Origin of the sequence: Streptomyces sp. NBC_00285, from assembly GCF_036174265.1 — a bacterium.
In the GTDB taxonomy this organism is placed as follows: Bacteria; Actinomycetota; Actinomycetes; order Streptomycetales; family Streptomycetaceae; genus Streptomyces.
The window spans coordinates 4,983,902-5,003,222 of record NZ_CP108055.1 but is presented as its reverse complement, the minus strand read 5'-3'; the positions used below and the strand labels follow the sequence as shown (position 1 = coordinate 5,003,222).

Annotated in this window: 18 protein-coding genes and 1 riboswitch; of the genes, 10 read left to right on the top strand and 8 right to left on the bottom strand. The window is 70.3% G+C overall.

The genetic code is table 11. The features are described 5' to 3' along the window. The first annotated feature begins 114 nt into the window (after window positions 1-114). On the top strand, window positions 115-1,080 hold the full coding sequence (locus OHT57_RS22940; protein WP_328748360.1) for a carbohydrate-binding protein: 966 nt from the start codon (window positions 115-117) through the stop codon (window positions 1,078-1,080). Window positions 1,081-1,087: 7 nt separating this feature from the next. Here OHT57_RS22940 and OHT57_RS22935 read toward each other — a convergent pair whose 3' ends face one another. The 3 genes from OHT57_RS22935 to OHT57_RS22925 all read right to left on the bottom strand — a co-directional run bounded on the left by OHT57_RS22935 (window position 1,088) and on the right by OHT57_RS22925 (window position 4,229). Further along, complete coding sequence (locus OHT57_RS22935) at window positions 1,088-2,017, bottom strand: 1-phosphofructokinase family hexose kinase (protein WP_328748359.1); 930 nt, start codon at window positions 2,015-2,017, stop codon at window positions 1,088-1,090. 77 nt (window positions 2,018-2,094) lie between these two features. Then, window positions 2,095-3,285, bottom strand: coding sequence for an N-acetylglucosamine-6-phosphate deacetylase (nagA, locus tag OHT57_RS22930; RefSeq protein WP_328748358.1), 1,191 nt, complete (start codon window positions 3,283-3,285; stop codon window positions 2,095-2,097). Further along, window positions 3,285-4,229 carry an ROK family protein gene (locus OHT57_RS22925; protein ID WP_328748357.1) on the bottom strand — a complete coding sequence of 315 codons (945 nt, stop codon included), beginning with the start codon at window positions 4,227-4,229 and terminating at the stop codon, window positions 3,285-3,287. Before OHT57_RS22925 ends, nagA begins: the two co-directional genes overlap by 1 nt. A 120-nt stretch (window positions 4,230-4,349) precedes the next feature. Here OHT57_RS22925 and OHT57_RS22920 point away from each other — a divergent pair, with 120 nt between their 5' ends. Together OHT57_RS22920 and OHT57_RS22915 are read left to right on the top strand one after the other, a co-directional pair. Then, window positions 4,350-5,606 (top strand): ABC transporter substrate-binding protein, encoded by a 1,257-nt coding sequence (locus OHT57_RS22920; RefSeq protein ID WP_443053628.1) that lies wholly within the window; start codon window positions 4,350-4,352, stop codon window positions 5,604-5,606. Between the two features lie 33 nt (window positions 5,607-5,639). Next, a complete protein-coding gene (locus OHT57_RS22915) occupies window positions 5,640-5,873 on the top strand; it encodes a DUF3263 domain-containing protein (RefSeq protein WP_328748356.1) in 234 nt (77 codons plus the stop codon). A 35-nt stretch (window positions 5,874-5,908) separates the two neighbouring features. Here the strand turns inward: OHT57_RS22915 and otsB are convergent, their stop codons facing one another. The 3 genes from otsB to OHT57_RS22900 form a co-directional block, all read right to left on the bottom strand. Further along, window positions 5,909-6,760, bottom strand: a complete 852-nt coding sequence (gene otsB / locus OHT57_RS22910) for a trehalose-phosphatase (RefSeq protein WP_328748355.1) — start codon at window positions 6,758-6,760, stop codon at window positions 5,909-5,911. Next, window positions 6,757-8,157 carry an alpha,alpha-trehalose-phosphate synthase (UDP-forming) gene (locus tag OHT57_RS22905; RefSeq protein WP_328748354.1) on the bottom strand — a complete coding sequence of 467 codons (1,401 nt, stop codon included), beginning with the start codon at window positions 8,155-8,157 and terminating at the stop codon, window positions 6,757-6,759. The genes otsB and OHT57_RS22905 overlap by 4 nt, the downstream gene beginning before the upstream one ends. Before the next feature lie 83 nt (window positions 8,158-8,240). Further along, window positions 8,241-9,185, bottom strand: coding sequence for a glucosyl-3-phosphoglycerate synthase (locus tag OHT57_RS22900; RefSeq protein ID WP_328748353.1), 945 nt, complete (start codon window positions 9,183-9,185; stop codon window positions 8,241-8,243). A gap of 163 nt (window positions 9,186-9,348) precedes the next feature. Next, window positions 9,349-9,507: riboswitch (SAM riboswitch) on the top strand. Window positions 9,508-9,522: 15 nt separating this feature from the next. Between OHT57_RS22900 and thrC the strand changes: the two genes are divergently transcribed. From thrC to OHT57_RS22865, 7 genes are all read left to right on the top strand, one after another. Next, a complete protein-coding gene (gene thrC / locus OHT57_RS22895) occupies window positions 9,523-10,806 on the top strand; it encodes a threonine synthase (RefSeq protein WP_328748352.1) in 1,284 nt (427 codons plus the stop codon). A 59-nt stretch (window positions 10,807-10,865) separates the two neighbouring features. After that, the gene (locus OHT57_RS22890; protein WP_328748351.1) at window positions 10,866-11,141 is read left to right on the top strand and encodes a MoaD/ThiS family protein; all 276 of its coding nucleotides are present in this window, start codon (window positions 10,866-10,868) and stop codon (window positions 11,139-11,141) included. A 442-nt stretch (window positions 11,142-11,583) separates the two neighbouring features. Next, window positions 11,584-11,790: a cold-shock protein gene (locus OHT57_RS22885; RefSeq protein ID WP_007382895.1), complete on the top strand. Its 207-nt coding sequence runs from the start codon at window positions 11,584-11,586 to the stop codon at window positions 11,788-11,790. 488 nt (window positions 11,791-12,278) lie between these two features. After that, window positions 12,279-13,907 (top strand): chaperonin GroEL, encoded by a 1,629-nt coding sequence (gene groL / locus OHT57_RS22880; protein WP_328748350.1) that lies wholly within the window; start codon window positions 12,279-12,281, stop codon window positions 13,905-13,907. Window positions 13,908-14,308: 401 nt separating this feature from the next. Next, window positions 14,309-15,466 carry an NADH:flavin oxidoreductase gene (locus OHT57_RS22875; RefSeq protein WP_328748349.1) on the top strand — a complete coding sequence of 386 codons (1,158 nt, stop codon included), beginning with the start codon at window positions 14,309-14,311 and terminating at the stop codon, window positions 15,464-15,466. 123 nt (window positions 15,467-15,589) lie between these two features. Continuing rightward, entirely contained in the window at window positions 15,590-16,474 is an 885-nt protein-coding gene (locus tag OHT57_RS22870) for a metallophosphoesterase family protein (protein WP_328748348.1), read from the top strand. 22 nt (window positions 16,475-16,496) lie between these two features. Further along, a complete protein-coding gene (locus tag OHT57_RS22865; protein WP_328748347.1) occupies window positions 16,497-18,020 on the top strand; it encodes a carboxylesterase/lipase family protein in 1,524 nt (507 codons plus the stop codon). A gap of 15 nt (window positions 18,021-18,035) precedes the next feature. Here the strand turns inward: OHT57_RS22865 and OHT57_RS22860 are convergent, their stop codons facing one another. Beyond that, on the bottom strand, window positions 18,036-18,605 hold the full coding sequence (locus OHT57_RS22860) for a hypothetical protein (RefSeq protein WP_328748346.1): 570 nt from the start codon (window positions 18,603-18,605) through the stop codon (window positions 18,036-18,038). Between the two features lie 277 nt (window positions 18,606-18,882). Beyond that, window positions 18,883-19,158, bottom strand: a complete 276-nt coding sequence (locus OHT57_RS22855) for a type II toxin-antitoxin system Phd/YefM family antitoxin (RefSeq protein ID WP_328748345.1) — start codon at window positions 19,156-19,158, stop codon at window positions 18,883-18,885. Window positions 19,159-19,321 lie beyond the last annotated feature (163 nt).

Sequence of the window (19,321 nt, the reverse complement as noted above, 5' to 3'; positions counted from 1 at the left end):
GTCAGCGAGCCGATGCGATCCGAGTCACCCGTTTGGGCCATCAGGAGCGGGTAGGCTCGCCATTCTGACTACACGTATCGCATCCGATCCGCACCTGCTGAGGAGTACCAAGGGATGACGTCCGGCAACAACGGCGCGAGCACGCCCGAGGACGAAGACCCGTTCGGCTACCTCTACGCCGACGGCCAGGCCAACGGCGCCCAGCCGCCGTCCGGCGGCGGCTACGGCTACGGCTATCCGAACTCCGCCAACCGGTCGCGTTCGGTCGGCCAGCGGCAGTACGGCCAGCAGCAGGCACCGCCCGCGCCGAACGGCCCGTACGGCCAGGTCCCGCAGCAGCAGGGCGCCTACGGTCAGCCCACCGCCGCCCACTACGCGGCCCCCGAGACCCTCCCGGGCGGCGCCTCCACCAGCCAGCAGCCCATGCCCGGCTACAGCGGCGGCGGCGGCCGGAGCGGTGGCCCCAACACCAAGGGCCTGCTGATCGGCGCGATCGCGGTGGTCGCCGCGGTGGTCATCGGCATCGGCGTCGCGATGATGGGCGGCGACAAGAAGGACGGCAGCAGCGACAAGGTCGGGACCGCGCCGACCACGTCCCAGAGCTCGAAGCCGAGCGCGTCGAGCAGCAGCAGCGCGGCGAGCGACGAGTACCAGAAGACGATCGACGCGAAGGCGCTGCGCCTCGGCGGCGGTGCCGCCCTCGCCTCGGACGTCGAGGGCGCCCAGGCCGACGGCGGGATATACGTCGGCAACCTGAACAACGTGGGCTCGTCGGTGACGTGGACCGTCAACGGCGTCCCCTCGAACGGCGTGTACACGCTGTTCGCGCACTACAGCGCCGCCGGTGACGACCAGTCGATGACCCTCACGGTCAACGGCAAGCCCTTCGGCACCAAGGTGGGCATGGACAACTACGCCAATGCCAAGGACGGCGACTTCGCCAAGGGCTGGACGACGACCTACTCCTGGCCGACCCTCACCAAGGGCACCAACACCATCAGCATCTCCTGCGCTGACGGCGACAAGTGCAACGTCCTCCTGGACCAGGTGTGGCTCAAGGAGGGCCAGGTCAAGAAGTAGGCGACGGTCAGGCCGCGTCGGCCTCCCTCGTCACCGTGACCCGTCCCAGCAGTTCCTCGTAGGCCGCGCGGTCGAACTCGCCCGCCACCGGGGCCAGTACGGTCGCGGCGGACAGGGCGACCGCCCGGCACAGCCGGTCCGGCCAGGGCAGCTGCTCCGCCAGACCCGACAGCAGGCCCGCCACCGCCGAGTCGCCGGCGCCCGTCGGATTGCCCTGGACCGGGGTCGGGGGAGCGGCGCGCCAGCGGCCCTCCGGGGTCGTGGCGAGGAGGCCCTCCTTGCCCAGGGATGCGATCACGGACTGGGCGCCCCGGCGGCGGACGTCCTGGGTCGCGCGCAACGGCTCGTGGGAGCCGGTCAGTTCGGCCAGTTCGTCGGCGTTCGGCTTGACGATGTCGGGGCGGGCGGCGACCCCGCGGCGCAGTGCCTCCCCGCTGGTGTCCAGCAGCACCGGGACCCCGGCCGCCTTCGCCGTGCGGATCAGGACCGCGTACGCCCCCACCGGCACCCCCGGCGGCAGACTCCCGCACAGGGCCACCGCCGTGACGGACGGGACGAGATCGTCGTACGCCTGCTGGAACACCGTCCACTCGGACGGCGTCACCGTCGGGCCCGCCTCGTTGAGCTGGGTGGTGTCGCCGGAGCGTTCGTCCACCACGGCGATCGTGCGCCGGGTCGGGCCGGCGACCGGGACGAGCGCGTCCACCAGGCCCGGTACGGCGGCGAGTTGCTCCTGGACGATGCGGCCCGTCGCGCCGCCCGTGAAGCCGGTGACCGTGACCTCGTGGCCGAGTGCCGCGAGGACCCGGGCCACGTTCAGCCCCTTGCCGCCCGGGCGTTCGGTGACCTCGGTGACCCGGTGGCTGGAGTGCGGCCGCAACGCCGGTACCCGGTAGGTGATGTCGAGAGCGGTGTTCAGTGTGACCGTGAGGATCACCTGGGCCGACCTCCCCCGGAAACGGAATGAGCCCCTTCAGTGTCCCAGGACACCGCCGCCCCCAACAGCGGGACACATCAGCCCAGTTGCGGACCGACCACCCATTCACCCCGGCGCATGACGCCCTTGAGGTCGAAACGATGGTCGAGGAGGACCAGGTCGGCGTCCTTGCCGGGCTCCACCGAGCCGATGCGGTCGGCCATGCCGAGCAGCCGGGCCGGGTTGGCGGAGATCGAGGCGACGACGTCCTCCACCGGGAGCCGGTCGATCGTCACCGCCCGTTTGAAGGCGCGGTCCAGGGTGAGCGTGGAGCCCGCGATCGAGCCGCCCTCGACCAGCCGGGCGACGCCTTCGCTGACCTCGACCTCCAGCGGGCCGAGCATGTAACGCCCGTCGCCGAATCCGGCCGCGTCCATCGCGTCCGTGATGAACGCCACACGCTGCGCCCGGGCGCGGTGGAACGCCAACTGGAGGGCGGCCGGGTGCAGATGTGTGCCGTCGTTGATGAGCTCGACCGTGATCCGCTCGTCCTCCAGGAGGGCGGCGATGGGGCCGGGGGCGCGGTGGCCGAGGGGCGGCATCGCGTTGAAGAGATGGGTGGCCACGGTGGCGCCCGCGTCGATGGCCTCCACCGTCTGCTCGTACGTCGCGTCCGTGTGCCCGATCGCGGCGATGACTCCGTGTTCGGCGAGGAGCCGTACGGAGTCGATGCCGCCGGGGAGTTCGGTGGCGAGCGTGACCATCCTGGCCTGTCCGCGCGCCGCGTCGAGCAGCTTGCGGACCTCCGCCGGGTCGGGGTCGCGCAGCAGCGCCTCCGCGTGCGCGCCCTTGCGGCAGGGGGAGATGAACGGGCCCTCGAAGTGGACGCCGGCGACGTCGCCCTGTTCGGCGAGCTCGCTGAGCAGACCGGCCCGCTGGGCGAGGAAGTCCATGTCGCCGGTGACGGTGGAGGCGACGAGGGTGGTGGTGCCGTGGAGGCGGTGGGTGCGGATTCCCTTGAGGATCTCTTCGGGGGTGCCTGACGTGAACGAGGCTCCGCCGCCGCCGTGGTTGTGGAGGTCCACGAAGCCCGGGACCAGCCAGTGTCCGGTGACGTCGATGACCTGGGCGTTCTCGGGGGCGGTGGCGGTGATGCGGGTGCCCTCGACGACGACCTGGCCGTCTTGGACGGTTCCTGTGGGCAGGACCACGTTGGCGCCGGAGAGCACCAGGGGGGTTCCGGTGGCCGCGGATTCAGCACTGTCCCGCGTCCCTGAGTGGGCTGCCATCAGCGAGTTGCCTCCGAACCGTCGGTCTTGTCGAGGAGATCCCAAGCCAGGAGGCCGGCACCGAGGCAGCCCGCCGTGTCACCCAGGGCCGCGGGGACGATCGTCGGCGGCTTCTGGAAGGTGATCCTTCGGCGGACCGCCTCCCGCAGTGGTGTGAACAGGGTTTCCCCCGCCTCCGCGAGGCCGCCGCCGATGATCAGGGTGCGGGGGTCCAGGAGGGTGAGGGCGGTGACCAGTCCGTCCGCCAGGGCGGCCACGGCGGTGTGCCAGACCTCCAGGGCCTTCGGGTCCTCGGCCTCCACTGCCTTCGCGCAGTCCGCCGCGTCCGCCTCCGGGGTCCCGGTGGCCGAGGCCCACGCCTGCGACACGGCCGCCGCGGACGCGTACCGCTCCAGGCAGCCCCGCTGCCCGCACGGGCAGGGCAGGCCGTCCGGGCGTACGACGATGTGGCCGATCTCGCCCGCGAAACCGTGGGCGCCCGCCTCGACCCGGCCGGCGATGCCGATGGCGCCCGCGATGCCGGTGCCCAGGGGGACGAAGAGGAAGCGGTCGGCGCCCCGGCCCGCGCCGATGCGGCCCTCCGCGAGGCCGCCGGTGCGGACGTCGTGGCCGAGGGCGACGGGGACGCCGCCGAGGCGGTCGGCGAGCCGGGCGCGCAGCGGGAGGTCCCGCCAGCCCAGGTTGGCGGAGTAGACCGCGATGCCCTGTTCCTCGTCGACGATGCCGGGGACGGCGACGCCGGCCGCGAGGGCCGGAGCACCGAGGTGCTCGGCGCCGTACGCGCGCAGCTCGGCGGCGAAGCCGAGGATGCCCTCGACGACGGCGTCCGGTCCGCGCTCACGGCCGGTCGCGCGGCGGGCCTGGTGCAGCAGTGCACCGTCCGCGCCGATCAGGGCCGCTTTCATCCCGGTGCCGCCCACGTCGAGGGCGATGACATGTCTCACGGGGACAGTGTGACCCGTCGACCCGCAAGAGGTCTAGTCCACTCACGTGGTGTAGACCTGAGGGTGGAGATATGTATGACTTTTCGAAAGCTTTCGAACGTGAGTGTGGGGCGGTTGTCGGTGCGGCGGCGTAGGACGGAAACGATCGCGGCGGTGTCCGCACTGGGCATGACAGCGGTACTGGGTGGCTGCGGACTGGGCGGCGGGTCGGACGAGGTGACGCTGAGACTGGTCGCCGCCGACTACGGCGACGGCCCGGCCGACAGCTCCCAGAAGTACTGGGACGAGCTCGTCAAGCAGTACGAGGCCAAGCACGACGGCGTGAAGATCGACGTCAGCGTGTACTCCTGGACCGACGTCGACCGCAAGGTCAGGGAGCAGGTCGACGCCGGGAAGGCGCCCGACATGGCGCAGATCGGCGCGTACGCCGACTACGCCGACAAGAAGCTGCTGTACAAGGCCGACGACCTGATCGGGATCCGCGAACAGGCCGACTTCGCCGGGCAGCTCGGCTCCGCGGGGCAGATCAACGGGATCCAGTACGGGATGCCGTTCGCCGCCTCCACCCGGCTGCTCTTCTACAACAAGACCCTCTTCGCCGACGCCGGGCTCACTCCGCCGAAGACGTGGAAGCAGCTCGCCGCCGACGCGCGGACGCTGAAGGCCGACGGCGTGAAATTCCCGTACGCGCTGCCCCTCGGGCCGGAGGAGGCACAGGCCGAGACCATGCAGTGGCTGCTGAGCGGAGGCGGCGGATACGTCAACTCCGTCGGGACGTACGGCATCGACTCCGACGAGAACCTCGCGACGCTGACCTGGCTCAAGGACGACCTCGTCGGCAAGGGGCTGACCGGGCCGGTCGCGCCCGAGAACCTGAACCGGGCCGCGGCGTTCTCGGCGTTCGCCGCCGGGGACGTCGGGATGCTCGACGGACATCCCGCGCTGATGAAGATCGCCGCCGCGAAGGGCGTGAAGTTCGGGATGGTGCCGATGCCGGGCGTCGACGGACGGACCAAGAACTCCATGGGCGTGGCCGACTGGATGATGGCGTTCAAGAAGAACGGGCACGCCGAACAGGTCGGTGACTTCCTCGACTTCGTCTACAGCGAGAAGAACGTGCTCGCCTTCTCGCGGGAGTACGACCTGCTGCCGGTCACCAACTCCGCGTCCTCGACCATGAGCGGGAACCCCCGGGACGCCGACCTCAAGCCCTTCCTCGACGCCCTGCCCGACTCCGAACTGCCTCCCGTCGGGAAGACGTCCTGGGCCTCGGTCAGCGCGGCCGTCAAGAAGCGGATCGGGTCCGCGGTGAGCCCGGACGGGAGCCCCGCCGAGGTGCTGCGCGCGCTGCAGCTGACCGCGCAGAACGCGGAGTAGTCGCTGTCAGTGGCGGGAGCTACGGTTTTGGGCATGGAGCATCCGGAGCTGGGCCGTAGGGAGCGGGACGTTCTCGCGCTGGAGCGTCGTGGCTTCGCGGGGCCCGGTGCGAAGGAGCGGGCGATCCGGGAGGAACTGGGGCTGGCGCCGGTTCGCTACTACCAACTGCTGAACGCGCTGCTGGACGACGCGCGGGCCCTGGCCTTCGATCCGGTGACGGTGAACCGGCTGCGGAGAGTGCGGGACGCTCGGCGGTCGGAGCGGTAGGTGCCAGGGGGCTCTGCCCCCTGGACCCCCGCTCCTCAAACGCCGGAGGGGCTGGATCTGCCGCCGGAGGGGCCGAAGAGGGTGCTCAGCAGGGCCACCACGCCCCCCGGGCCGTCCACCACCAGGTCCGCCCGTTTCCTCAGTTCCGTCACCTCGTCGCTGCCGCTGCAGACCAGGAGGCCCGGGGTGCCGGTCGCGCGGAGGTCGTCCACCGCGGTGAAGGCCGGGAGATCGCCCAGGTCGTCGCCGGCGTAGAGGACGGACGTGGCGGACAGGTCGCGGACGTGGGTCAGGAGTGCCACCCCCTTGTCCATGCCGGGGGGACGGAGTTCCAGGACCAGGCGGCCCGGCTCGACGATCAGGCCGTGTTCGGTGGCCAGGGCCGTGAGCGGGGCGCGGAGGGCGTCGAAGGTGGCCTGGGGGTCCGGGGCCCGGCGGGTGTGGACGGCCACCGCCCGGCCGCCCTTCTCCTCGATCCACGCGCCCGTGCCGTCGAGGAGGGCCGGCAGCCCGGCGCGGACCGCGGCCACGCCCGGGTGCGGTTCCGGGGCCGTGACCTTGCCCGTCGCCGCGTCCCAGCGCTCCGCGCCGTAGTGGCCGAGCACGGTCAGGTGCTCCAGCCCGGGGACGTCCGCGAAGCCGCCGTAACGGACCGCGACCTCGGCCGGGCGGCCGGTGACGACCGCGACGGACGCCACCTTCGGGGCCAGGGAAGCAAGGACCGAGACCGCCTCCGGGTGTGCCCGCGCCTGCTCAGGGTCGGAGACGATCGGCGCGAGCGTCCCGTCGAAGTCGAGGCCGATCACCGCCCTTTCGGGGTCCGCGAGAAGGGCCCGGAGGCCGTCCCGGCCGGCAGCGGTGCTGGGCGTCGGCAGGCTCATACTCATCCGTCCAGAGCGTTCAGCGCGTTCAACTGGTCCAGGAACCACTGCGCCGGCGGCAGTGCCGTCGCCGCCGCGGCCAGCCTCTTCGCGCGTTCGGCCCGCTCGCCCGCGGGCATCGTCAGGGCCTCGTGCAGTGCCGTCGCCGTCTGTTCCACGTCGTAGGGGTTGACCACGATCGCGTCGTCGCCCAGTTCCTCGTACGCCCCCGCCTCCCGCGACAGCACCAGCGCGCACCCCTCGTCGGAGACCACCGGCATCTCCTTCGCGACCAGGTTCATGCCGTCCCGGATCGGATTGACCAGTGCCACGTCGGCCAGCCGGTACGCGGCGAGGGAACGTGCGAAGTCGTCCTTGACGTGCAGCACGACCGGGGTCCAACCGGCCGTGCCGAAAGCGTCGTTGATCTCGTCCGCCAGCCGCTGCACCTCAGCCGTGTAGTCCCGGTACACCGACAGGTCCTGCCGCGACGGATACGCGAACGCCACATGCACGACCCGCTCGCACCACTCGGGCCGTGACTCCAGCAGCCGCCGGTAGGCGAGCAGTCCCCGCACGATGTTCTTCGACAGCTCGGTCCGGTCCACCCGCACGATCGTCCTGCGGCCCTCGCCGATCTCCTCGCGCAGCGCCGCCATCCGGTCGTTCACGTCCCGCTCGTGCGACCGCTCGCGCAGGAAGTCCGCGTCCGCGCCCAGGCCGTGCACCCCGATCCGGGTTTCCCCGAGTCCGCCCACGAACTCCGTACTGCAGGCCGTGAAGGCGTCCGCCCAGCGGCCGGTGAGGAAGCCGAGCCGGTCGGCGCCCAGCATGCCCCGCAGCAGCTGGGACGCGATGTCGTCCGGCAGCATCCGGAAGTAGTCCACCGGCGCCCACGGCGTGTGCGAGAAGTGGGCGATGCGCAGGTCGGGGCGCAGCTCCCGCAGCATCCCCGGCACCAGGCACAGGTGGTAGTCCTGCACCAGGACCGCCGCGCCCTGCGCCGCCTCCTCGGCGAGCGCCTCGGCGAAGGCGCGGTTGTACGTCTCGTACGACGCCCACTGCCGCCGGAACTCCGCGTCGAAGACCGGCTCCAGCGGGGTCTGGTAGAGGAGGTGGTGGACGAACCACAGCACCGAGTTCGCGATGCCGTTGTACGCGTCGGCGTGCACGTCGGCCGGGATCGCGAGCATCCGGACACCGTCCTCGCCGACCCCCTGCCGTACCGCCTCGCGGTCGCCGTCGGACAGTGCCGAGCACACCCACAGGGCGCCCGCGTCCGGCCCGATCGCCGACAGACCGGAGACGAGTCCGCCGCCGCCCCGCTTGGCGTTCAGCGAGCCGTCCTCGCCCACTTCGTATGAGACCGGGCCGCGATTGGACGCGACCAGCACCTGGTGAGCAGCGCCGTGCGTGGAAGCCATACGCCTCAACCTAGCCTGGTCCGGAACCGCTCAAACGTACGGTTGCGCTCAGTGGGGAGCCGTATACGGAACGCGTCCTCGGGTCACGCGACCTTCCGCTTCGCGTACTCCGCGATCTCCACCATCGGCGGCCGTTCCTCCGTGTCCACGGAGTACGTGCGCGGTTCGAAGCCGTCCCGGCCCCGCTCGAACTGGGTGAGGGAGGGCCGGATCATATGGCCGCGGGCCAGCCGGAGCTGGGCGGTGCGGTAGATCGCGGCGGACATCCGGCCCAGGGCCTGGCCGTCCTGGTGGCGGTGCTTGCGGACGCCCACGTCGACCTGGGCGAGGGCGTCCAGGCCCACCAGGTGCAGGGAGTCCACCAGCATGCCGAGCTCGACGCCGTAGCCGACGGGGAACGGGAGCTGTTCCAGCAGGCTTCGGCGGGCCGCGTACTCGCCGCCCAGCGGCTGTACGAAACCGGCCAGCTGCGGCCAGTGCATGTTCAGCAGCGGGCGCGCCATGAGCTCGGTGACCCGGCCGCCCTGTCCGGCGGCGCCACCCAGGGGGCGGTCGTACATGCCCTTGACCAGGTCGACCTCGGGGTCGGTGAGCAGCGGGCCGACGATGCCGGAGACGAAGTCCGAGGAGAACTCCTTCAGGTCGGCGTCGATGAAGCAGACGATGTCCCCGCTGGTGGCGAGGAGGGAGCGCCACAGGACCTCGCCCTTGCCGGGCACGGCCGGGATGCGCGGGAGGATGTCGTCACGGTGGACGACCCGCGCGCCGGCCGCGGCGGCCACCTCGGACGTACGGTCGGTCGATCCCGAGTCGACGACGACGATCTCGTCGACCAGCGGAACCTGCTGCATGAGGTCGTGACGGATCACGGAGACGATGTCACCGACCGTCTCCTCCTCGTTGAGCGCGGGCAGGACGACGCTGACAGTGCGGCCCGTGCCCCGTTTCGCCGCCATGATCCTGTGGAGCGGGCGATCGGTCACGGACCAGGAACGGGTGGCCAGCCAGCGCTCGACTTCGTTCAGCACAGTGCGCGGCTCCTCTGCGTGCCTGCCGCGGTAGCGGCTGATGGATGGTAGTCATCTCGCGGTTCGGACGACCCACTCAACTGTCCAGGTCGTCGGTTACAGTCTTGAACAACGCGGATGACCATCGCATGTCCGGGATGGCCCGCCGTTCACAACTTCATACCGCTCATCCAGAGGGGCAGAGGGATACGGCCCGATGAAGCCCCGGCAACCCTCCAGTCGGTTCTCGTAGCGATCGCTCATGATCGTCGCAGCGAGGCTCCCGATTAGGGAAGGTGCCAAATCCGTCTCACGGCGAAGTGCGTCGTGAGGAAGATGAGGAAAGGGCCTCGCCTCCATGGCTGCGCAGACTGTTGCAAGCACCACGAATCCCACCGTAGACCTCGGTCCCGCCGCGGCTCTGAGCTGCCGCGAGTGCGGTCACCGCGTGCCCCTCGGCCCGGTCTTCGCCTGCGAGGAGTGTTTCGGCCCGCTCGAGATCGCGTACGACTTCTCCGGCTACGACACCGAGGAGCTCCGCAAGCGGATCGAGGCGGGACCGGCGAACATCTGGCGTTACGCCCCGCTGCTGCCCGTCCCCGCGGACGTCGCGGACAAGCCCAACATCAACCCCGGCTGGACCCACCTCGTCAAGGCCGACAACCTCGCCCGCGAGCTCGGCGTCACCGGCGGCCTGTACATCAAGGACGACTCCGGCAACCCGACGCACTCCTTCAAGGACCGCGTCGTCGCGCAGGCCATCGAGGCCGCTCGCGCCTTCGGCTTCACCACCCTGTCCTGCTCCTCCACCGGCAATCTCGCCGGTGCGGTCGGCGCCGCCGCGGCGCGGGCCGGCTTCCGCTCCTGCGTGTTCATCCCGCACGACCTGGAGCAGGGCAAGGTCGTCATGGCCGCGATCTACGGCGGCGAGCTCATCGGCATCGAGGGCAACTACGACGACGTGAACCGCTTCTGCTCCGAGCTGATCGGCGACCCGGCCGGCGAGGGCTGGGGCTTCGTCAACGTCAACCTGCGGCCGTACTACGCGGAGGGGTCCAAGACCCTGGCGTACGAGATCTGCGAGCAGCTCGGCTGGCGGCTGCCCGACCAGCTCGTGGTCCCCATCGCCTCCGGCTCGCAGCTCACGAAGATCGACAAGGGGCTCCAGGAGCTGATCAAGCTCGGGCTCGTCGAGGACCGGCCGTACAAGATCTTCGGCGCCCAGGCCGAGGGATGCTCGCCGGTGTCCGTCGCGTACAAGGCGGGCCACGACGTCGTACGGCCGCAGAAGCCGAACACCATCGCCAAGTCCCTCGCCATCGGCAACCCGGCGGACGGCCCCTATGTGCTGGACATCGCGCGCCGTACCGGCGGTGCGGTGGAGGACGTCAATGACGAGCAGGTCGTGGACGCGATCAAGCTGCTCGCCCGCACGGAGGGCATCTTCGCGGAGACCGCCGGCGGGGTGACCGTCGGTGTCGCGAAGAAGCTCATCGAGAACGGTGTGCTGGATCCCTCGCTGACGACCGTCGTGCTGAACACCGGTGACGGTCTGAAGACGCTGGACGCGGTCGCGGGTACGGGTCTCACCGCCACGATCCGTCCCAACCTGGACTCGTTCCGCGAGGCTGGTCTCGCGTAGTCGCGCAGTTCCCCGCGCCCCGCGCCACTAGGTGCGATACCCGACCGGAGGTCTTGAACATGAGCGTTTCCGTCCGCATCCCCACCATCCTGCGTACCTACACCGGCGGACAGGCCGAGGTGCAGGCCGAGGGTACGACCCTCGCCGAGGTCATCGCGGATCTGGAGAAGAACCACACCGGTATCGCGGCCCGCGTCCTGGACGACCAGGGCAAGCTGCGGCGGTTCGTCAATGTGTACGTGAACGACGACGACGTGCGGTTCGAGCAGGGCCTGGAGACGACGACGCCCGACGGGGCCGGCGTCTCCATCATTCCGGCCGTCGCCGGAGGGTGACCGTATGACCGGTCATTACCGTCGGTAATGGAAATGACCGAGTGTTCATCTGATTGCCCTCTCCGCGAAGAAGCGGAGGGGGCAATTCTCTATGGTTGAGCGCGGTACAGTTGGGGAAGCTGCGGCTCTCTTCATGTCGCACGCATATGAGTTCTTGCTTCTCGGGCGATGAGAAGTAGCCAAAGTGTGCGCGACTTATGTGCCTTTTGCGTCCTTTGTGGGGCCCGATTTGCCCCGAAGTCAGGCGAATTCTCGCTACATTCCGGACCCCTTCCGTCCAGAATTCTCGTCCGATTGACCTGTTGCAGACGGCAGTTGGACAGATACATTCAGCCGCGGTCGACGCGTTCCGGCGCACGCCCCCAACCATCTGGGGGGTGAGGTCTGACCCGGATCCGCGAAGTGCGGATCCGTGCAAGGGCCAGTAATAGGGGAGTTAGGCATGGCTCAGGGCACCGTCAAGTGGTTCAACGCGGAGAAGGGGTACGGCTTCATCGCGGTCGACGGTGGTGCGGATGTATTCGTCCACTACAGCGCGATCCAGATGGACGGTTACCGCACCCTTGAAGAGGGCCAGCGGGTCGAATTCGAGATCTCGCAGGGTCAGAAGGGGCCGCAGGCGGACATGGTTCGTCTCGCGACAGGCTGAAGCACGCGCCGGGTAACAACAGCGTCGTTCTTCGTTCTCGTTCGGAGGGCTCGTACCCATGGGGAGTCATGGGTACGGGCCCTCCGGCATGCGCGCGCCTCCGGCGGTCGGGCGGGTTGTGGTGCGGGTTCGGTGGCCTGTGCGGTTCGGTGGCCTGTGCGGGGTCGGTGGGGGCGGGCGTTTTGCGCAGTTCCCCGCGCCCCTTTTTCGCCTGAGGCGATCCGTGCCGGGTGTGGTGGATGGGGTGTCCTCGGTCCGGCGGCTCGGGGTTCGTGAAGGGGGCCGATCCCTGAGAGGCGCTTGCACTCGACCATGCCGAGTGCTAATCATTGGCGTTAGCACTCTGAAGGTGAGAGTGACAACGAAGGACCGGGTCGGTGAGGCCCGCAAGCCGGGTGGGGAAGGAACCCACAGGCAGGTGAGCCGTCCGTCGCGGGCGCGGGCGCGGTCCGAAGGAATCACCCCCAGTCCTGGAGGGACCACTTCACATGGCCAAGATCATCGCGTTCGACGAGGAGGCGCGGCGCGGCCTCGAGCGCGGCATGAACCAGCTCGCGGACGCCGTCAAGGTGACGCTCGGCCCCAAGGGCCGCAACGTCGTCCTCGAGAAGAAGTGGGGCGCCCCCACGATCACCAACGATGGTGTCTCCATCGCCAAGGAGATCGAGCTCGAGGACCCGTACGAGAAGATCGGCGCCGAGCTGGTCAAGGAAGTCGCCAAGAAGACGGACGACGTCGCCGGCGACGGTACGACCACCGCGACCGTGCTCGCCCAGGCCCTCGTCAAGGAAGGCCTGCGCAACGTAGCCGCCGGTGCCAACCCGATGGCCCTCAAGCGCGGTATCGAGAAGGCCGTCGAGGCCGTCTCCGCCGCCCTGCTCGAGCAGGCCAAGGATGTCGAGACCAAGGAGCAGATCGCTTCGACGGCCTCCATCTCCGCCGCCGACACCCAGATCGGCGAGCTCATCGCCGAGGCGATGGACAAGGTCGGCAAGGAAGGCGTCATCACCGTCGAGGAGTCCCAGACCTTCGGTCTTGAGCTTGAGCTCACCGAGGGTATGCGCTTCGACAAGGGCTACATCTCGGCGTACTTCGCCACCGACATGGAGCGGATGGAGGCGTCGCTCGACGACCCCTACATCCTGATCGCCAACTCCAAGATCGGCTCCGTCAAGGACCTGCTCCCGCTTCTGGAGAAGGTCATGCAGTCGGGCAAGCCGCTGCTGATCATCGCCGAGGACGTCGAGGGCGAGGCCCTGTCGACCCTGGTCGTCAACAAGATCCGCGGCACCTTCAAGTCCGTCGCCGTCAAGGCCCCGGGCTTCGGCGACCGCCGCAAGGCGATGCTGAACGACATCGCCATCCTCACCGGTGGCGAGGTCATCTCCGAGGAGGTCGGGCTCAAGCTCGAGAACACCTCCATCGACCTCCTGGGCCGTGCCCGCAAGGTCGTCATCACCAAGGACGAGACCACCATCGTCGACGGTGCCGGCTCCTCCGAGCAGGTTCAGGGCCGGGTCAACCAGATCCGCGCCGAGATCGAGAACAGCGACTCGGACTACGACCGCGAGAAGCTCCAGGAGCGCCTGGCGAAGCTCGCCGGTGGCGTCGCCGTCATCAAGGCCGGTGCCGCGACCGAGGTCGAGCTCAAGGAGCGCAAGCACCGCATCGAGGACGCCGTGCGCAACGCCAAGGCGGCCGTCGAAGAGGGCATCGTCGCCGGTGGCGGCGTCGCGCTCATCCAGGCCTCCAGCGTCTTCGAGAAGCTGGACCTGTCCGGTGACGAGGCGACCGGCGCCAACGCCGTGAGGCTCGCCCTGGAGGCCCCGCTCAAGCAGATCGCCATCAACGGTGGTCTCGAGGGTGGCGTCATCGTCGAGAAGGTCCGCAACCTCCCGATCGGTCACGGCCTGAACGCCGCGACCGGTGAGTACGTCGACATGATCGCCGAGGGCATCATCGACCCGGCGAAGGTCACGCGCTCCGCGCTCCAGAACGCGGCCTCCATCGCCGCGCTCTTCCTCACCACCGAGGCCGTCATCGCCGACAAGCCCGAAAAGGCCGGTGCCGGCGCGGGCGCCGGTGGCGGCATGCCGGGCGGTGACATGGACTTCTGATCGACCCGGGCCCCAGGGCCCGACGGTTGATCAACGTCCTTGCCGGGGGCGGCACTTCCTGGAGACAGGGGGTGGCCGCCCCCGGTGTTTTATTGCGCTATGCTGATCAAGAGCCGGTCGACGTGAACTCCCGTCGTCCGACTACGCGTTGGTGGTCCAAGGAAAGACGCCCCGCTTCCTGCGGGGAGATGCAGGTGCAAGGCCTGCCCGGCGCTCGACACGAAGCCCGTCCCACTGTGTGTGGGGCGGGCTTCTGCCATGCCGGTGGCCAGTGGCCAGGATCACAGGGCGTTGGGCCGCTGAGCGGAATGCGTGCGCTGTACGCGGCGGTTGCCGCGTATGTACGTTGCACATACCGACGGGTATCCCACCTGTCGCCCGTCCCCACAGGAGTGCCTCGCGTGACCGCCCCCGCCACATCCCCGGCCGCCTCCACCGCTGCCTCCGGAGCCGCCTCCCGTGCCGCCGAGATCCTCTCCCGGCCGGTCACGATCAACGGCCTGACCGTCCCGAACCGCATCGCCATGGCGCCCATGACCCGGATGTTCTCCCCGGGCGGCGTCCCCGGCGACGACGTGGCGTCGTACTACTCCCGCCGCGCGGCCGCCGGAGTCGGCCTGGTCGTCACCGAGGGCACGTACGTCGGCCACGACTCGGCCGGCCAGAGCGACAGCGTCCCGCGGTTCCACGGCGAGGAGCAGCTGGCCGGCTGGGCGAAGGTCGCCGAGCAGGTGCACGCGGCGGGCGGCACCATCGTTCCGCAGCTGTGGCACATCGGCATGGTCCGCAGCCAGGGCGAGCCGCCCTACGCCGACGCACCCGCCGTCGGCCCCTCCGGCCTGCGCCTCGGAGCCGAGGAGCCCACCGGCAAGGCGATGACCCAGCGCGACCTGGACGACGTCATCGGCGCGTTCGCCGAGGCCGCGGCCGCCGCCGAGCGCATCGGCTTCGACGGCGTGGAACTGCACGGCGCCCACGGCTACCTGCTCGACCAGTTCCTGTGGGCGGGCACGAACCGCCGCGGCGACGCCTACGGCGGTGACCCCGTCGCCCGTACGAAGTTTGCGGCGGAGATCGTGGCGGCCGTACGGGAGACGGTGTCGGCGGAGTTCCCGATCATCTTCCGGTACTCGCAGTGGAAGCAGGAGGCCTACCGGGCGCGGCTCGCCGAGACGCCTCAGGAGCTGGAGGCGATCCTCGCGCCGCTCGCCGCGGCCGGTGTCGACGCGTTCCACGCCTCCACGCGCCGTTACTGGATCCCGGAGTTCGAGGGTTCCGACCTCAACCTCGCGGGCTGGACGAAGAAGCTGACGGGCCGGACCACCATCACCGTGGGCTCGGTCGGGCTCGACGGGGACTTCCTCCGTGGCTTCGCCGGCGAGGGCGCCCCGCTCAAGGGCATCGACGACCTCCTCGACGCCCTGGAGCGGGAGGAGTTCGACATGGTGGCCGTCGGACGGGCGCTGCTCCAGGACCCGCAGTGGGCGGCGAAGGTCCTCGCGGGGCACCACGACGAGCTGAAGCCGTACGACGCGTCCGCGCTGAAGTCCCTGAGCTGACCGGTCGGCCGTCCGGCCCGAGGTGAGGAGGTGGGGGTGGTGTCCTTCGGGGCCGCCCCCACCTCCCGTCGGCCGGGCGGGCGGCCTGGTTGTGGTGGTCGACTCCGGCTAGCGTGGCGGGACATGCGGATCATTCATCTCTCGGACACCCACGTGGAGAGCGTCGACGCCCCCAACGGGAACGGCGTCAACGCCACCGACTCACTGCGGCTGATGCTCACCGAGCTGCGGCATGTGCGGGACGTCGACGCGGTCGTCGTCACCGGGGACATCGCCGACGACGGGGCGGTGGAGGCCTATACGACGGTGCGGGAACTCGTCGGTGAGTTCGCCCGGCCGCACGGCGCTCCCGTCTTCTACACGACCGGCAACCACGACGAGCGCGAGGCCTTCGGCAAGGTGCTGGGCAGCGGGCACGCGCAGCCGCAGTCGGTTCTGGAGACCGGGGACTCGGAGCGGGCCGCGGTGAGCACGGTCGGCGGCCACCGCTTCGTCACGCTGGACTCGCTCGTGCCGGGCAAGGTGTACGGGCGGTTCACCGAGGCCCAACTGGACTGGTTGCGCGAGGTGTTGAGGACACCGGCCGAGCACGGCACGGTACTCGCCTTCCACCATCCGCCTCTCAGCCTCGGCCTGTCCGTGACCCAGCAGGTCTTCGGGCTGCTCAACCCCGGGGAGTTGGCGGAGGCGATCCGGGGGAGTGACGTACGGGTCGTCCTGACCGGTCACTTCCATCTCCAGCTCTTCGGGATGCTGGAGTCGGTGCCGGTGTGGGTGACACCGGGGGTGGTCAACCGCATCGACCTGACGACGCCGTACGGCACCGAACGCGCGGTGCGCGGCGCCTCGGCCTCGCTGGTGGAGCTGGGCGGGCCGACGAGCCCGCTGTTCCACACCCTGCACGCGCGGGACCCGCGGGCGCACGAGACCGTGTACGAGCTGGACGAGCAGCGGACCCGGGCGTTGGTGGAGAAACACGGTCCGTCGCAGCCCTCGTTTCCCAACTGAACCGACCAAGAGGAGTTCGACGATGACGTCAGCCGGGGACCTCGACGTACGCACCGCGGCCGGTGCCGTGCGCGGGCGTGCCGAGGACGGGCTCGTGGTCTTCCGGGGCATCCCGTTCGCCGAACCGCCGGTGGGGCAGGCGCGGTTCCAGGCGCCACGGCCCGTCAAGAGCTGGGAGGGGACCCGGCAGGCGTACGAGTTCGGGCCGCCGCCCCCGCAGGAGGCGGGCTTCCAGGGGCGCGCCGGAGAGCTCGCGGCGCCCACCGGCGACGACTGGCTGACGGTCAACGTCTGGACGCCCGAGGCGGACCCGGCGGCCCGCCGCCCGGTGATGGTGTGGATCTACGGCGGCGCCTACAAGCTCGGTCACTCGGGCAGCCCCGGCTACGACGCCCAGCACCTCGCACGCGCCGGTGACGTGGTCGTCGTCACCCTCAACTACCGCGTGGGCATTGAGGGGTTCACCCTGCTGGAGGGGGCGCCCGCGAACCGGGGGCTGCTGGACCAGGTCGCCGCGCTTCAGTGGGTGCGGGACAACATCACGGCGTTCGGCGGGGACCCCGGGCAGGTCACGGTGTTCGGGGAGTCGGCGGGCGCGGGGTCCGTCGCCTCGCTGCTGGCGATGCCGAGCGCGCGGGGACTGTTCGGGCGGGCCGTCGCGCAGAGCGTGCCCGGCACGTACTTCTCCGCCGAACTCGCCCGGGACATCGCGGTGGAGATCGGCAAGGAGGCGGGCCTGGCACCGACGGCCGCCGCGCTGTCCGCCGTGGACCCGCATCAACTCCCCGCGGTGGGCGAGCGGTTGAGCCTGCGGATGCGTGAGTACGACGACCGGTGGGGCCGGGTGGTGCCCACCGTCACGCCCTTCTCGCCGGTCGTCGACGGCGAGGTGCTGCCGTGCACGCCCTGGGAGGCCCTGGCGTCGGGCGCCGCCCGGGACGTGGAGCTGCTCGTCGGGCACAACCGGGACGAGTACCGGCTCTTCCTCGTTCTCGCCGACCGGAACGGCAAGATCACCGAGGAGCAGGCGGCGTCGGCGTTGCGGATGTTCGCGCCGGGCCCGGACGGTGAACGCTCCTACCGCGAGGCCTATCCGGACGCCACACCCAGCGAACTCCACGAACGTGTACAGACGGACTGGCTGTTCAGCCTGCCGTCCCTGCGGCTGGCCGAGGCGCAGACCGCGGGTGGCGGCCGGGCCCACCTCTACGAACTCGTCTGGCCCGCACCGGGGTTCGGCGGCGCGCTCGGCGCGTGCCACGGCCTGGACATCCCGCTGCTGTTCGGCACGTACGACGCCGACCTCGGCAAGCTCCTGTTCGCGGGAAGCGGGGTCCCGCCGGAGGCGAAGACACTGACCGCGCACTTCCAGTCGGCGTGGACGGCGTTCGCGCGGACCGGGGACCCGGGGTGGCCCGCGTACGACGGCGAGGACCGGCTGACCCGGGTCCTGGACGTGGAGCCGCAGGTGCGGCCGTACCCGGAGGAGGTTTCGCGCCGGCTGTGGGAGGGGTACGACTTCGCGGCACTGCCGCTGCTGAAGTAGCCGGAGGCCAGGGCTCTAGAGGTTCCCGAGCGGCTCGATGTCCACCTTCACCGGCGTGCCCCACACGCGCAGCACCTCGTAGTCGGTGAACTCGTGGACGAGCCGGTACGCCATCGCGGCGCGCGGGGCCCGGCGTTGGGCGTTGATGTACAGCTCCGCCTCGTGCCGGTCCCGCCTCGGCGTCCCGCACAGCTGCCACTCCTGGCCCGTCCACTGCTCGGGCAGCCAGCGCTGCTGCGGCTGGGGGCGGTCCTCGCGGACGCCGTAACGGGAGGGGGCACCGCCGGCGGACCGGGGCTGCGCTCCGGGGCCGTTGATCTGCGTCCGCCGGGCCGCCCTGCGGCGCGTCTCGCACAGCAGGCACAGGTCGTGGGCGTTCTCGTCGACCGGGCCGCCTGGATGCTCGGCGCAGCGGGTGGTGGGGGCGGGGGCGTTGACGCTGTCCTCCAGCAGCTCGACAGCCCGCTTGAGGTCGGCCTTGACCTCGTACAGCTTGGCGTCGGAGGTGTCGCCGGCGAGAGCCTCCCCGTGCTCGCCGAGCACACGGAGGGCACGGCCTAGGACGGTGAGCTGGGCGTGGTTCATGGGTGGCTCCGGTTGTCGCGGGGGCCGGGCTCAGTTGCTGCGGCCGACCTTCAGCACATGCACGGTGACGGTGGGTCCGGCCGGCCGGTACAGCACGCGCCAACTTCCGACGTGCAGCCGGTGGTAGCCGGAGGTTCCAGGGCACGGGCGGCATCGGGACGGGGATCGTCGGCGAGGGCACGTACTGCCATGGCAGTCGCCTTGGCACCTACCGGATCGAGGGCGCGGAGCCGTCGGAACTCGTCCATGGCGTGGTTCTCCCACACCACCGTGTACGTCACGAAGCGGCCTCTCGGCGATCTTCCGCCTCCAGCTGTGCCATGAACTCGTCGTGGGACATCGGCGGGCCGGCCGGCGCGACCTCACGAGCGCGCGCCTCGGCGATGTCCGCCTCATCACGCAGTCGCTGCAGCTCTTCCAGTTCGCTGATCGGGATGAGCGCCGCGGCGGGTTTGCCGTACTCGGTGATCAGGATCTGCTCCTGTCCGTGCCGGACCCGGCCGACCAGTTGGCCGAGCTGGTTGCGGGCTTCGACGAGCGGATACGTGTCCATGGGAAAACTGTACACACCTGCGAGTGTGTGGGCTGGCCGCCGCAACAGCGGCGGGTTCGGGTCGGTCATCATGCGTACGTCCGCTCTTCTCGTTCCAGCGACATCGCAGCCCTGATCTCGTCCGCGAGAGCGTGGATCACGGGGGCGGGCGGGAGCGTGGCGG

What these genes read in the sequence shown, in the direction of transcription:
- OHT57_RS22885 (WP_007382895.1), top strand. Translation starts at nt 11,584, where the DNA reads ATGGCTCAGGGCACCGTCAAGTGGTTCAACGCGGAGAAGGGGTACGGC.
- OHT57_RS22860 (WP_328748346.1), bottom strand. Translation starts at nt 18,605, where the DNA reads ATGAACCACGCCCAGCTCACCGTCCTAGGCCGTGCCCTCCGTGTGCTC.
- nagA (WP_328748358.1), bottom strand. Translation starts at nt 3,285, where the DNA reads ATGGCAGCCCACTCAGGGACGCGGGACAGTGCTGAATCCGCGGCCACC.
- OHT57_RS22940 (WP_328748360.1), top strand. Translation starts at nt 115, where the DNA reads ATGACGTCCGGCAACAACGGCGCGAGCACGCCCGAGGACGAAGACCCG.
- otsB (WP_328748355.1), bottom strand. Translation starts at nt 6,760, where the DNA reads ATGAGTATGAGCCTGCCGACGCCCAGCACCGCTGCCGGCCGGGACGGC.
- groL (WP_328748350.1), top strand. Translation starts at nt 12,279, where the DNA reads ATGGCCAAGATCATCGCGTTCGACGAGGAGGCGCGGCGCGGCCTCGAG.
- thrC (WP_328748352.1), top strand. Translation starts at nt 9,523, where the DNA reads ATGGCTGCGCAGACTGTTGCAAGCACCACGAATCCCACCGTAGACCTC.
- OHT57_RS22855 (WP_328748345.1), bottom strand. Translation starts at nt 19,158, where the DNA reads ATGGACACGTATCCGCTCGTCGAAGCCCGCAACCAGCTCGGCCAACTG.
- OHT57_RS22870 (WP_328748348.1), top strand. Translation starts at nt 15,590, where the DNA reads ATGCGGATCATTCATCTCTCGGACACCCACGTGGAGAGCGTCGACGCC.
- OHT57_RS22890 (WP_328748351.1), top strand. Translation starts at nt 10,866, where the DNA reads ATGAGCGTTTCCGTCCGCATCCCCACCATCCTGCGTACCTACACCGGC.
- OHT57_RS22915 (WP_328748356.1), top strand. Translation starts at nt 5,640, where the DNA reads ATGGAGCATCCGGAGCTGGGCCGTAGGGAGCGGGACGTTCTCGCGCTG.
- OHT57_RS22905 (WP_328748354.1), bottom strand. Translation starts at nt 8,157, where the DNA reads ATGGCTTCCACGCACGGCGCTGCTCACCAGGTGCTGGTCGCGTCCAAT.
- OHT57_RS22865 (WP_328748347.1), top strand. Translation starts at nt 16,497, where the DNA reads ATGACGTCAGCCGGGGACCTCGACGTACGCACCGCGGCCGGTGCCGTG.